A 13,561-nucleotide genomic window follows, 5' to 3' on the forward strand; every position below is an offset into this window, starting at 1 on the left:
CAAACAAAACAAATGCGGACACCGGCAGCTCCATGCGCCGATACCCTTGATGTTGTCTATGATGGCGGGATTCCCCTGATTTTCAACCCTAGCACCGGATGCTTTTAACCGGATCACCATTCTGAATCAATTTCAGGGTCTGGCGAAGGTGATATGGTTGGCAAACACATTTGTTAGCAAAGATTGCGCAGAAACCGGTCCCGAAACAAGGAACCGTTGACCCTACCGGTTTCAATCACGTCACTCTCGGAGCGGTTATGATTGGAATTGAGCTTTTCATTGTTCTTGCTTTTATTTTTCTTGGGGCCCAGATCGGCGGGATCGGCATTGGTTTTGCGGGCGGTGCCGGCGTGCTGGTGCTCTCTCTCGGACTGGGCCTGCCAGCGGGTCATATTCCGGTCGATGTGATCCTGATTATTATGTCGGTTATCACCGCCATTGCTGCCATGCAGGTTGCCGGTGGGATGGACTGGCTGGTCGACCTAGCCGAATGTTTTCTGCGCAAGCACCCCAAACGCATCAACTTTTACGCGCCGATGGTTACCTACGTCATGACGTTGCTGGCCGGTACCGGACACACGGCTTTTTCGACCCTGCCGGTGATTGCAGAGGTCGCCAAGGAGCAGGGCATTCGCCCCTCACGCCCCCTGTCGATTGCGGTGATTTCCTCTCAGATAGCCATTACCGCTTCGCCAATATCCGCCGCGCTGGTGTTTTTCTCCGGGCTGCTGGAACCGCTGGGCATCAGCTACCTGACTTTGCTGGCCATTTGTATTCCGAGTACCTTCGGAGCCTGTATGCTTGGTGCCCTGGTCGCCAGCTTTCAGGGCTGCGAGCTGAAAGATGACGCGGTGTATCAGGAACGGCTCGCCAAAGGGCTGGTCCGGGTCAAAGGCAGTCAGGTCAGAAACATCCCGGTCACTGCCAAGCCTGCCACTTACATCTTTCTGGCAGCCATTGCAGCCGTGGTCATTTACGCCACCCTGATCTCCGATGCAGTCGGACTCATTCCTGATCCGGCAATGGGACGTAACCAGGCCATCATGGTTTTCATGCTGACTGCCGCCATGGCCATTGTCCTGTTCACCAAAATTGATGCCGGGCAAATTGCCAGTGCCGCAACCTTCAAATCCGGTATGAGCGCCTGCGTCTGCGTGCTGGGGGTTGCCTGGCTGGGCGATACTTTTGTGTCGAGCCATATTGAGGGCATCAAAACCGTGGCCGGTGAATTGCTGGCACAGTATCCCTGGATGCTGGCGGTGACCTTGTTCTTTGCTTCCATGCTGCTGTATTCGCAGGGCGCCACCACGACGGCCCTGATGCCCGCAGCCCTGGCCATCGGCGTTTCACCGCTGACTACGGTCGCCTCTTTTGCCGCGGTCAGTGCGCTGTTCGTCCTGCCCACCTACCCGACGCTGCTGGCCGCAGTGGAAATGGACGATACCGGCTCAACCCGTATCGGGAAGCTGGTCTTTAACCATCCTTTCTTCCTGCCGGGTGTGACAACAATCGCCGCTTCCGTGGCGCTGGGCTTCCTGCTGGGGCCTATACTTGCCTGAGAAGTGTCTGTGATATGAAACTCTGCGGTATTTATCCGGTCTGACAGACATAAACCGATAAGGTATAGTCGCCTGATGAGCAACCCGCTCTCAGGCGGCAATATTCAGACTGATCATGAGCCAGAATCCGATGACTATACTGCGACACCTGCGTATCACACGTTTGTTTGTCTTTTTCCTGCTGTTCCTCAGCCTGCCGTTACGAGCTGAGTTTTCGCTGCCGGGACTGACAGAGCCTTCCAGCCAGAACAGCTTCGTCCCTGTTGATCAGGCTTTTGCGTTTAACTTTTCCCAGAACGACGCCCAGCTGGTGCTCGACTGGCAGGTCAGACCGGGTTATTACCTTTACCAGCATCAGCTTTCCGTCACCGCCAGCGGAGCAACCGTCGGCGATATCCGTCTGCCCGCAGGCACGCCCTACAAAGATGAATTCTTCGGTGATGTCACCATTTATCCCGAGCCGCTGACCCTCCAAGTACCGATTGTTCAGGCGGGTGACAATGCCACGCTGACCGTGCGTTATCAGGGCTGTGCCAAGGCCGGTTTCTGTTACCCGCCGGAAACCCGTGAGGTACCGCTCTTTGCGGTCGCCGCTGCTGCCGGCACCGCAACAGCCAGCGCAGCGCCGGTCAAAGCCAATCTGATAGTAAGTACTGACACCGACATTCAAAACCATTCAGGTGAGCGCCAGAACGACACAGCCGTGACCAGCGCCCCGGTCAGCCAGCAGGACAAGCTGGCCAGCGATCTGGCCGAGCAGTGGTGGACGCCGCTGCTGTTTCTGGCTCTGGGTATCGGGCTGGCATTCACGCCCTGCGTGCTGCCGATGTATCCGATCCTGACCGGCATCGTACTGGGCCGCGGTCAGCTCAGTAACGGACGTACTTTTACCCTGGCCTTCACTTATGTCCAGGGTATGGCGCTGACTTACACCCTGCTGGGGTTAGTGGTTGCTTCGGCCGGGCTTCAGTTTCAGGCAGCGTTACAGCATCCTTACGTCCTGATCGGCCTCAGCGCACTCTTCGTGCTGCTGGCGCTGTCGATGTTCGGGGCTTACACCCTGCAACTGCCCTCCAGTGTCCAGACCTGGCTGAGCCAGCTCAGCAACCAGCAATCCGGCGGCCAGCTCGGCGGTGTATTTGCGATGGGCGCCATTTCCGGTCTGGTGTGCTCTCCCTGCACCACAGCGCCGCTGTCCGGTGCTCTGATTTACGTCGCCCAGAGCGGAGACTTACTGACCGGTGCCGTGGCTCTGTATGCGCTGGCGATCGGGATGGGGATTCCGCTGATCCTGGCTGCCATGTTCGGCAACCGTCTGCTGCCGAAAGCCGGTGCGTGGATGAACAGCGTAAAAATCTTCTTCGGATTTGTACTGCTGGCCGTACCACTGTTCCTGCTGGAACGCATCCTTCCGGCGAACCTGATGCCTTATCTGTGGGCCATCTTTGGTGTGGCTGTGTTTGGCTGGCTGTATCATGTCAAACAGGGCATGACCCACTCCTGGCGCAGCAGCCTGCTCGGTATCATCGCTATTGTGGGATTACTGGGGTCTCTTTTACCGGTTTATCAGGGGCTGACGGGGTCACAACAGCAACAAGCCGCTCAGTTGCCTGAGATCACCTTCAAGCGCGTGTCCAGCATGGACGAGCTGAATACAGCCCTGGCCCAGGCCAAAGCCGAAGGAAAACCGGTCATGCTGGACTTCTATGCTGACTGGTGCGTGGCCTGTAAAGAATTCGACAAATACACCTTCCACGATGCCAGCGTCGCGCCTGAACTCCAGCGCTTTATCCTGCTGCAGGCCGATGTGACCGACAGTAAGCCGGACGATATCAAGCTGCTGCAAAAAATGAATGTCTTGGGCCTGCCGACGCTGGACTTCTGGCACGCGGACGGCGAACAGGCCGCCAAGGCCCGCCTGACCGGTTTCATGGAAGCCGAGCCATTCCTTAATCACCTGAAAGCAAATCAACTCATTGGTCAATAAGCAGAAAACTATTCCCCAATGACATAAAACGCCCCCAAGTCGCGAACGGGAACGGATCCAGTTCGTAACTTGGGGGTGAACAAATTGATCTGTCTGACCGGCAGTGATAGCGTTAACAAAAACTAAACACTCAATGCCATGGACGCTCAGTACACAATCGTCATCGCCGATGACCACCCCCTGTTCCGCAATGCACTGTTTCAATCCGTGCACATGGCGGTCAGTAAGGCGAATCTGCTGGAAGCAGACTCCCTCGATACCCTGTTAACGCTGCTTGAAAAAGAACCTGATGTTGATCTGGTGCTGCTGGATCTGAAAATGCCCGGCGCCAACGGCATGTCCGGCCTGATTCAGTTGCGGGCCCAGTACCCGGAACTGCCGGTGGTGGTGGTGTCTGCCAACGAGGAAGCCTCAGTGATCCGGCAGGTCCGTCATCACGGGGCATTCGGCTTCATTCCAAAATCCAGTGATATGCGCGCCCTGATCAGCGCACTGAATCAGGTGCTGGAGGGTGAGCCCTGCTTCCCGCCGGGGATCGGCGAGGATGAAGACAACCCCGAAATGGATGCGCTGGCAGCCAGAATTGCAACCCTGACGCCGCAACAGTACAAGGTACTGTGTATGCTGTCTGATGGCCTGCTCAACAAGCAAATCGCCTACGAACTCAATGTGTCGGAAGCCACCATCAAAGCCCACATGACCGCCATTTTCCGCAAACTCGGGGTCAAAAACCGCACTCAGGCCGTGATTCTGTTAAACGAACTCAGCGACGAGTGAGTGATGACTCACTCGTCGTGTTTTAGGAGGCAACGTCCTCTTCTTCCTCTGGCAGGCGTAAGCCCACTTTAGTGACCTGCCAGTCTTCCACATCGGCGACCACCCAGTACAGACCGTTCCACTCGAAGTTATCCCCCAGCACCTGATTCGTCCCCAAATGCTGAATCACCAGCGCTTTGAGGGTCAGTGCCGGATCAACGCCGTCGAGTTCCAGGCCGTAAGCCACGGCAACATCAACCAGCCGGGCCTCAGCATCCAGGAAAAAGTCACCAAAGAAGCGAACCAGCTCTGTTTTTTCCGGTGCTTCACTGAACAGCTGACTGAGCGCTTCCAGATCTTTTTCCTGAGCCAGCACGCAGAGGATATCGCCCTCTTCCAGCCGGGTACTGCCCGAGGGGTGCATCAGTCCTTCCTCGCGAAAGACGGCTGCAATCCGGGTGCCTTCCGGCAGGAAAAGGTTGCGCAGCGGCTCACCGATACACCATTTATCAGCCTTCATCTTATAGACGAACAGCTCCCATTCTGAGGCCGGAAAAATTTCCACCCCGGTCCGGGAGACCGGCTCCGGTCTTGGCGGCAATTCCACTTTCGCCAGTGCCATAGCTTTGGTCAGCGTGCCCCCCTGAAGGATCAGGGAGACCATGACCACGAAAAACGCCAGATTAAAATACAACTGGGCATTGGGCAGCCCCGCCATCATCGGGAACACCGCCAGAATAATCGGCACCGCGCCACGCAGCCCGACCCAGGAAATGAACCATTTCTCACGGGCGGTAAAACTGCGAAACGGCAGCAGACCGATCCAGACCGAAATCGGGCGGGCAAACAGAATCATTCCGAAGGCCAGTGCCAGCCCCGGCAGGGCAATCGCCAGCAGATTCGACGGCGTGACCAGCAGGCCCAGCACCAGGAACATCCCGATCTGACTGAGCCAGGTCATACCATCCAGCACGTTCAGAATCGAATGGCGGCCCCGGGTCGGGCGATTCCCCAGCAGCAGACCGGCCAGATAAATCGACAAGATCCCGCTGCCGCCGAGCGCGTTCGAAACCGCGAAAATGATCAGACCACCACTGACGGCCAGAATCGAATACAAGCCCTCCGGCAACTGGCTGCGATTAATCACCCGCCACAACACCCAGCCTCCTGCCAGTCCGAGCAAGGTGCCAATGCCAAACTGCTTCACAAAGCTCAGGGCCAGAAAGCCGGCACTGAATTCGGTTCCCTGGCTGCTGAGTACCGCAATCAGCGTGACAGTCAGAAACACCGCCATCGGGTCGTTAGTCCCGGATTCAATTTCCAGGGTTGAACCGACCCGCTCGTTCAGGCTGCGGCCTTTCAGCAACGAGAACACTGCCGCAGCGTCTGTTGACCCGACAATTGCGCCCACCAGAATGCCCTGTAACGGCGCCAGATCGAACAACCACATGGCCATCAGGCCCGTCAGCAAAGTCGTAATGGCAACCCCAACGGTTGCCAGCGTGACCGAGGGCCAGAAAGCAACCCGGAAACTGGCCACCCGGGTCCGCATCCCGCCATCCAGCAGAATAATCGCCAGTGCCAGGTTGCTGACCAGGTACGCCAGCGAATAATCATCAAATAAGATACCACCCGGGCCATCTTCACCAGCCAGCATGCCGACAGCAAGAAACACCAGCAGAATCGGAATCCCTAATCGGGAAGAGACCGGACTCAGGAGAACACTCAAAGCAATCAGGAGCGCACCAACCAGAAAAAAGCTGTTAATTGAAATCGCGTCCACTCATCCTCCATCAGTTATTGTTGTTATGAATTTTTTTTCGTCACCCAGTGTACCAAACGGGCGCCTGTATATTTTGCCCTAAAATACAGCGACCTTTGGAAAACTATCTGTAAACAAATTCGCGCCTCGCCCCGCTCAATCCGCTGAAAAAATATTTTTTCACCACCGAATCGTCGGAAAACCAATGGCCTCTCGCCTGAAAACAACGAGCTGTCCGGCCTAATACTTTTGGCTAACTTAACACTGAATTAACATCCGGGTTTTATTGATATCTATCACTAACACTTTAAATCTAGATGACTTTCGGTGTTTTTTTGCCCGACTAAAGTTGCAATGTCCCCTGTTCAGAAGCTTGCTATTGTCATCAGGTAACATTTTTTTAACCGAAAATGACTGACCATAGGAAGGAGAAAACCATGGCGTTTGAATCCAAGGAACAAGCGCAAGCCTACTGGAAGGAGAACCTGACCATTATGGGTTCCCTGCTTGCCATCTGGTTCCTCGTGTCATACGGGGCAGGTGTGTTATTTGTGGATGCTCTCAATCAGTTCCAGCTGGGTGGCTTTAAGCTCGGTTTCTGGTTCTCACAGCAGGGCTCCATTTATGTCTTTGTGGCGCTGATTTTTATTTACGTCTACAAGATGAATGCGCTGGACCGCAAGTTCAACGTTCACGAGGATTAAGGGAGTCATCACTCATGGATATTCAAACCTGGACCTTCATACTGGTGGGGCTGTCATTCGCACTCTATATCGGCATTGCGATCTGGTCCCGTGCCGGATCAACCAGTGAATTCTACGTGGCCGGCGGCGGCGTGCACCCGGTCGCGAACGGCATGGCGACTGCGGCAGACTGGATGTCTGCAGCCTCCTTCATTTCCATGGCCGGGATCATCTCGTTTGCCGGTTATGACGGTGGTGTATACCTGATGGGCTGGACCGGCGGTTACGTTCTGCTGGCACTCTGCCTCGCACCTTACCTGCGCAAATTCGGTAAGTTTACCGTGCCGGATTTCATCGGCGATCGTTACTACTCCCGCACCGCCCGTATGGTTGCTGTGTTCTGTGCTATCTTTGTTTCCTTCACTTATGTTGCAGGACAGATGCGCGGCGTGGGCGTGGTGTTTGCCCGTTTCCTGGAAGTTGATATTAACATCGGCATCGTGATCGGGATGGCGATTGTCTTCTTCTACGCAGTCATGGGCGGCATGAAGGGTATCACCTATACCCAGGTAGCTCAGTATTGCGTGCTGATCTTCGCCTTCATGGTTCCGGCAATCTTCACCTCAATCATGGTGACGGGTTCTGCCATCCCTCAGATTGGTTTCGGCTCCACCATCAGCGGCACGGATGTGTATCTGATGGACAAACTGGAAGGCCTGAGCACCGAACTGGGCTTTACCTCCTACATTGACGGCTCGAAGAGCATGGTGGACGTGTTCTTTATCACTGCCGCGCTGATGGTCGGTACGGCCGGTCTGCCGCACGTGATTATCCGTTTCTTCACTGTGCCTCGCGTGAAAGACGCCCGTATTTCGGCTGGCTGGGCACTGCTGTTCATCGCTTTCCTGTACACCACAGCGCCTGCAGTGGCTGCATTTGCCCGGATCAACATGTTTGAAACCATCAATGGTCCGGACATGCAGGGTGTAGCGGCTGAGCAGGCCCCAGGCTGGGTGACCAACTGGGAGAAAACCGGCCTGGTGACCTGGGAAGATAAAAACGGCGACGGTAAAATGTTCTACTCCGGCGATGCGCGAAACGAAATGAGCATCAACCGTGACATCATCGTCCTGGCAAGTCCTGAGCTGGCCAAGCTGCCGAACTGGGTTGTTGCCCTGCTGGCAGCCGGTGGTCTGGCAGCGGCGCTTTCAACGGCGGCAGGTCTGCTGCTGGTGATTTCAACGTCAGTGTCGCACGATCTGCTGAAGAAGGGCTTCAAACCGGATATGACCGACAAACAAGAGCTCATGGCCGCCAGGATTGGTGCCGCACTGGCTGTCGTAGGTGCCGGTTATCTGGGGATTAATCCGCCGGGATTCGTGGCTCAGGTCGTGGCCTTTGCCTTCGGTCTGGCAGCATCATCCTTCTTCCCAGCCATCATCATGGGCATCTTCTATAAGAAGATGAATAAAGAAGGCGCAATTGCCGGGATGCTGAGCGGCATTCTGTTTACCGCGGCTTATATCATCTACTTCAAGTTCATCAACCCTGCGGCAAGTACACCGGACAACTGGTGGTTCGGCATCAGCCCGGAAGGCATCGGTACACTGGGGATGTGTGTGAACTTTGCCGTGTCGATTGTGGTGAACAAATTCACCGCAGAAGTACCGGATGATGTACAGGAACTGGTGGAGTCCATCCGTTATCCGAAAGGTGCCGGTGAAGCGCACAGCCACTGATTCAGAACGATCAGGGTCTACACAACACTCAGTCGCAGAAATGGTGGAAACCCCGCCTGTATTAACGGAGCATAGACTGAGTACGGACGGAGCCTCAACGGCTCCGTTTTTTTATGGCTTGACCCGTCCGGAGTCGCAAAACAGCGCAAACGGAAACACGGGTTCCCGCCAGCGCAGCAAACTTTAGCTGATCCTGGCCTGCGCGTACTGATTCAGCAACGAACGCAACTTGAGCGGTTTCACCGGCTTGCTGATAAAGGCGAACCCCTTACTGCGGATGGTCTGCTGTGTTTCCGGCATCCGGTCTGCGCTGATCACCACGCCATTGAAAACCCGGCCCAGTTTCGCTTCGCATTGTTCCAGCACTGTCAACCCGGTTTCCTGCTGCGCCAGGTGATAATCACTGAGAATCACATCCGGCACCCAATCTTGCTCACACTGCGCCAGCGCGGCGGATACCGACTCAGCCAGACGAACCTCACAGCCCCAGCGGCTGAGCAAGTTCTCCATCCCGGTCAGAATATCCTTTTCATTATCCACACAGAGTACCCGGGTGCCGGACAGCGGCAGCGACTGGATCGGAGCCAACGCCTCTGCTGTTTTCGGGAGCTGAACCGCCAGCCCGCGGCGGACAGACAACGAGAATACCGTTCCCTCTCCCAGCCAGGAACGCAGCGACAACGGATGATCCAGTACCCGGCTGATCCCGCGGGCAATCGCCAGTCCGAGGCCGAGCCCGTGCTCTCCCCGCCCCCGGTCAATCCGGGTGAACTCATCAAAAATGTTGGCCTGCTTCTCCGCCGGAATCCCCGGACCGTTGTCCCACACCTCAATGCGAAGCTGGCTGCCGTGGCGACGAACGCCCAGCAACACCTTGCCGCCAGGATTGTACCGGAAGGCATTGGTCAGGAAGTTCTGTAACGCCCGTCGCAACAGCTTGGGATCCGAATGCACCAGCGCCTTGCTGTCGACCACGGCGAAATCAATTCCCTGCTGTTTCGCCAGTGCACTGAACTCCGCTTTCAGGTTATCCAGCACATCGCTGAGCGGGAAGACATGCACATTCACCTGCAGCTTGCCTGCCTCCAGCCGCGAGACATCCAGCAAATCGCCTATCAGATCTTCCGCAGCGCCCAGCGCACTTTCAATGTGATGGGCCAGCCGGGTACTTTCTTCATCTTTCGCCACTTCACTCAGTGACGACGAGAACAGGCGTGCGGCATTGAGCGGCTGCATCAGATCATGACTGACCGCTGCCAGGAATTTACTTTTCGATTGCGCCTGCTGTTCTGCCTGCTGGGTTGCGGACACCAGACGACGGTTGAGCTGTTCGAGCTCCTGCGTGCGCTGCCGGACCCGGGCTTCCAGATTCTCATTGGCTTCCTTGAGCGCTTCCTCGGCCTGACGGAAGGCGGTAATGTCGGTAAAACTCATGACAAAACCACCGCCGGGCATCGGATTGCCCTGCACTTCGATCACCCGGCCATCCGGCCGGATCCGGGATGACGTATGCGCTGTACCGCGCTTGAGGTGCTGGACCCGTTTTTCTACATGCAGTTCCGGATCCCCCGGCCCGCACAGTCCCTGACGGGCATTATGGCGAATCACATCCGCAATCGGCCGTCCGACCTGAATCAGTCCCGGCGGAAAGGAAAACAGCTCGAGATAGCGCTGATTCCAGGCCACCAGCCGGAGCTGCTTGTCGACCACCGCAATTCCCTGACTGATGTGCTCAATCGCGCCCTGTAACAGGCCACGGCTGAAATCGAACAGCTCAGAGGCTTCATCCACAATGGTCGCCACTTCTTCCAGCTGCATGTTTCGCCCCTGCAGCGCCGAGGTCAGCACCAGCCGGGCAGAAGAGGCCCCGAAGACCCCGGCCAGTACCCGCTCGGTATGACGGATCAGCGTAGCCGGTGCCTGTTGCTGCGGCAGGAATTCATTCTGATGCTGACGGGCAAACTGGGTAAAGGCATGGCGTACCCGCTTGCGACCGACAAATCGGCCCGCCAGCATTTCCAGCTCAGAAACCGTCACCCGGGCCTGATACAGCCGAGCATCGTCCGCCTCCGGCATCGGCGCTCCGACAAAAGTCGCGGCCTGCAGCCGCTCGGTCAGCGATGAGCGGGTCACCATGGACACCACCACATAGAGAACCAGGTTGAACAGCAGACTGAGCAGCATCCCCCAGTCCACCACAGTCAGCTCACGCAATACCGGCCAGGACGGCGGGGTGAGCAGCCAGAGCAGGAGGTTGGTTTCCGCGGTACCGGCCAGCATCCCGGTCTGGCTCATCAGGGTGATCACCCAAATCGCACTGCCGCCCAGCATCCCGGCATACACCCCGTTGCGGTTCCCTTCGCGCCAGTAAATCCCGCCCAGCAGAGCCGGGGCAAACTGGGCGATCGCCGCAAAAGACAGCAGACCAATTGCCGACAGCGATTCGATTTCATCCAGCACTTCATGGAAGCCCCAGGCAGCCAGCAGCAACAAAAGGATCAGCGCCCGGCGGATGTTGAGCAGTAAACCGGAGAAAGCCGCATGGTTACGGCCGGACACTCGCAGCCGTCGCAGCAGCAGCGGCAGCACCAGATCATTCGAAGCCATGATCGCCAGCGCGATGGTTGAAACGATCACCATGCCGCTGGCCGCCGAAGTCCCCCCCAGAAACGCCAGCAGAGCAATGGTGTCGGCCCCCTGCAGCAACGGCAGGTTAATCACATAGGTGTCCGCCGATACACCCGGCAGCAGCACCTTCCCGGCCAGCGCCAGCGGGATGACAAAAAGGCCCATCAGCAGCAGATACACCGGAAAGACGCGGCGGGCCAGATGAAGGTCCGGCGCGTGGGTATTTTCAACCACAGTGGTGTGAAACTGCCGGGGCAGACAGATAATGGCGGTCATGGTCAGCAGCGTATGAATGATGAAGCTGCCCACATTTAAATCCATAGATGGCAGCACGGCTTCATCCAGCTGGCCCAGCTCCAGCGCCGGCACTTCCCACCACAGCAGCATGACAAACAGTCCCACCACCAGAAAAGCTGCCAGCTTGATCAGTGACTCAAAAGCCACGGCCATCATCATGCCGCGATGATGTTCCGTGGTATCCAGATGACGGGTCCCGAACAGGACAGTAAAGGCCGTCAGCGCCAGTGTGACCAGCCAGGCGATATCGCCGTCATTCAGGCCACCGCTGCGGGTCAGCTCCGGGGCAACCTGTGCCAGCCCCATGGTGATTCCCCGCAGTTGCAGGGCAATATAAGGCAGAATGCCGACCACCGCGATCAGGGTCACCAGCACCGCCAGTCCCTGTGACTTACCGTAGCGGGCAGCAATGAAGTCGGCAATTGAAGTGATGTGCTCGCGCTTGGCGATCAGAATCAGCCGGGCAAACACCCGCCAGCCGAAGGTAAATACCAGAATCGGGGCCAGATAAATCGGCAAAAATGACCACAGATCACGGCTGGCCTGCCCGACCGTGCCGTAAAACGTCCAGGAAGTGCAGTACACCGCAATCGACAGACTGTAGATCCAGGGCCGCCAGCGAGACATCCACCCTGTGTGTTTATCGCCGTACCAGGCAATCAGAAACAATAGTCCCAGATAAGCCAGCGATACCGGCACCACAATCCATCCCTGCTCCATCAGATCTCCCTGTCTGTCTTCCTTGATTCCGGCCCGAATCCGGGGCCGAACTAAACGCTCACTGAGGTATACGGCTGGCTGGCGTGCCACATGACGCCAGCGATCAACCCTCAGAGTTTACACGGCTTCTCTGACCGGTGCTGCGTGCTCCGCTGGTGTTTCATCAATCTTCATCAGCAGCACAGGCAGCCCCATCAGCGCCATCAGCCAGAACACATCGGCGCCCCACCAGCCGTAACCCCAGCCACTGAGGGTGGTCAAAGCGGCCATCACGGCGCCAAGCGGCAAGGCATTGTACAGCGCCTGCAGCGCGACCATCTGATGGCTTTCCGCATGCTGAATATAGCGAATCGCTGCCAGATGCGCGGCGGCAAAAGTCACCCCGTGCAATGCCTGCGTCAGCACCAGCATCGGCAGCTCTGTCATGGTCGCCGTCAGTCCCCAGCGGAGCAGCACACCTGCGGCGGCCAGCCGGAACATGGCCGCCACGCTCCAGCCGGCAAAGAGCCGCTTGCTCAGCGCAAATACGGTAATTTCAGCCACCACGCTGAAACTCCACAGGTAACCGCTGATTGCCTCGCTGAAACCAATCGACTTCCAGTACATGGCACTAAAGCTGTAATACGCCGCATGGCTGCCCTGCAGCAACGCCACAATCAGCAGAAAACGGATCACCCGGCGGTCGCGCAGAAAGCCCGTCAGCGGCGGCCTCGCCATCCGCTGGGCCTCCGCTTCAGCGGGCAGTACCGTCGGCTGGCGCAGTGACAACAGCAGTGCAGCCCCCAACCCAAGCATCGCCACCCAGGGGATCACCTGAGACCCGAGTTCTGCGGCAGCCAGCCCGGCAATGGTCGAACCGACGATAAAGGCAATCGAGCCCCATAACCGGGTTCGACCATAGTCTAAATGTCCCTCTTTGGCGTAGTAATTGGCCAGACTGTCGGACAGCGGAATGACCGGGCCGACCAGCAGGTTAAACAACACAATCACGACGGTCAGAGCGAGCAGGTTACCGCTGACCATGACAAATGCGGCACAGCAGATCAGGCTGAGCAAAGCCAGCCAGCGCAAGGCGGGCAGCAAGTGCTCCACGCGGTGAATCCGCGGTGTCAGCACCATATTGGCAAAACAGCGCACCCCGAGTCCCAGTCCCAGCAGCAGGCCGATGTCTCCGGCCGGGATACCCAGGGCATCCAGCCAGACCGCCCAGAACGGTAAATACACGCCATAGTTAAAATAAAAGCCGAACATATACTGCGCCGTCCAGCCAAATGGGCTACTTCTCAACATTCCCGACATTCCTGCTGCATTCAAAAAAACAGCAGACAGTATGCCTGCTGGGCACAACGCAGGAAAGCCTGTTTCCGAGGAATGTCACAACCCGCCAACAGGCACCAGACGGTGCGCTAGACTAAAGTCGGCTGGAGCAA

8 protein-coding genes are annotated in these 13,561 nt (G+C 57.1%); 5 read left to right on the plus strand and 3 right to left on the minus strand.

All coding sequences use genetic code 11. The features are described 5' to 3' along the window. Positions 1–257: 257 nt before the first annotated feature. The 3 genes from SPK40_RS20505 to SPK40_RS20515 all read left to right on the plus strand — a co-directional run bounded on the left by SPK40_RS20505 (position 258) and on the right by SPK40_RS20515 (position 4,323). Positions 258–1,559 (plus strand): anaerobic C4-dicarboxylate transporter, encoded by a 1,302-nt coding sequence (locus SPK40_RS20505; protein WP_330961727.1) that lies wholly within the window; start codon positions 258–260, stop codon positions 1,557–1,559. Positions 1,560–1,689: 130 nt separating this feature from the next. Continuing rightward, positions 1,690–3,546, plus strand: a complete 1,857-nt coding sequence (locus SPK40_RS20510; RefSeq protein ID WP_330961728.1) for a protein-disulfide reductase DsbD — start codon at positions 1,690–1,692, stop codon at positions 3,544–3,546. 138 nt (positions 3,547–3,684) lie between these two features. After that, positions 3,685–4,323, plus strand: a complete 639-nt coding sequence (locus SPK40_RS20515) for a response regulator transcription factor (RefSeq protein WP_248144328.1) — start codon at positions 3,685–3,687, stop codon at positions 4,321–4,323. 22 nt (positions 4,324–4,345) lie between these two features. On the opposite strand, the gene SPK40_RS20520 is transcribed toward SPK40_RS20515, so the two are convergent. Continuing rightward, the gene (locus SPK40_RS20520) at positions 4,346–6,085 is read right to left on the minus strand and encodes a potassium/proton antiporter (RefSeq protein ID WP_330961729.1); all 1,740 of its coding nucleotides are present in this window, start codon (positions 6,083–6,085) and stop codon (positions 4,346–4,348) included. A gap of 416 nt (positions 6,086–6,501) precedes the next feature. Between SPK40_RS20520 and SPK40_RS20525 the strand changes: the two genes are divergently transcribed. Next, a complete protein-coding gene (locus tag SPK40_RS20525; protein ID WP_248144330.1) occupies positions 6,502–6,768 on the plus strand; it encodes a DUF4212 domain-containing protein in 267 nt (88 codons plus the stop codon). 14 nt (positions 6,769–6,782) lie between these two features. Then, the gene (locus SPK40_RS20530; protein ID WP_248144331.1) at positions 6,783–8,486 is read left to right on the plus strand and encodes a sodium:solute symporter family protein; all 1,704 of its coding nucleotides are present in this window, start codon (positions 6,783–6,785) and stop codon (positions 8,484–8,486) included. 183 nt (positions 8,487–8,669) lie between these two features. Here the strand turns inward: SPK40_RS20530 and SPK40_RS20535 are convergent, their stop codons facing one another. Then, complete coding sequence (locus SPK40_RS20535; protein WP_330961754.1) at positions 8,670–12,131, minus strand: PAS domain-containing hybrid sensor histidine kinase/response regulator; 3,462 nt, start codon at positions 12,129–12,131, stop codon at positions 8,670–8,672. 117 nt (positions 12,132–12,248) lie between these two features. Beyond that, positions 12,249–13,421, minus strand: a complete 1,173-nt coding sequence (locus tag SPK40_RS20540; protein ID WP_330961730.1) for a 3-phenylpropionate MFS transporter — start codon at positions 13,419–13,421, stop codon at positions 12,249–12,251. Positions 13,422–13,561: the final 140 nt, after the last annotated feature.

It is taken from the genome of Photobacterium sp. 53610 (genome assembly GCF_036409375.1).
Lineage (GTDB): Bacteria > Pseudomonadota > Gammaproteobacteria > Enterobacterales > Vibrionaceae > Photobacterium.

Excerpts from the sequence above, each read along its gene's own strand:
- SPK40_RS20510 (WP_330961728.1), top strand. The coding sequence starts at position 1,690 with ATGACTATACTGCGACACCTGCGTATCACACGTTTGTTTGTCTTTTTC.
- SPK40_RS20540 (WP_330961730.1), bottom strand. The coding sequence starts at position 13,421 with ATGTTGAGAAGTAGCCCATTTGGCTGGACGGCGCAGTATATGTTCGGC.
- SPK40_RS20515 (WP_248144328.1), top strand. The coding sequence starts at position 3,685 with ATGGACGCTCAGTACACAATCGTCATCGCCGATGACCACCCCCTGTTC.
- SPK40_RS20505 (WP_330961727.1), top strand. The coding sequence starts at position 258 with ATGATTGGAATTGAGCTTTTCATTGTTCTTGCTTTTATTTTTCTTGGG.
- SPK40_RS20525 (WP_248144330.1), top strand. The coding sequence starts at position 6,502 with ATGGCGTTTGAATCCAAGGAACAAGCGCAAGCCTACTGGAAGGAGAAC.
- SPK40_RS20535 (WP_330961754.1), bottom strand. The coding sequence starts at position 12,131 with ATGGAGCAGGGATGGATTGTGGTGCCGGTATCGCTGGCTTATCTGGGA.
- SPK40_RS20530 (WP_248144331.1), top strand. The coding sequence starts at position 6,783 with ATGGATATTCAAACCTGGACCTTCATACTGGTGGGGCTGTCATTCGCA.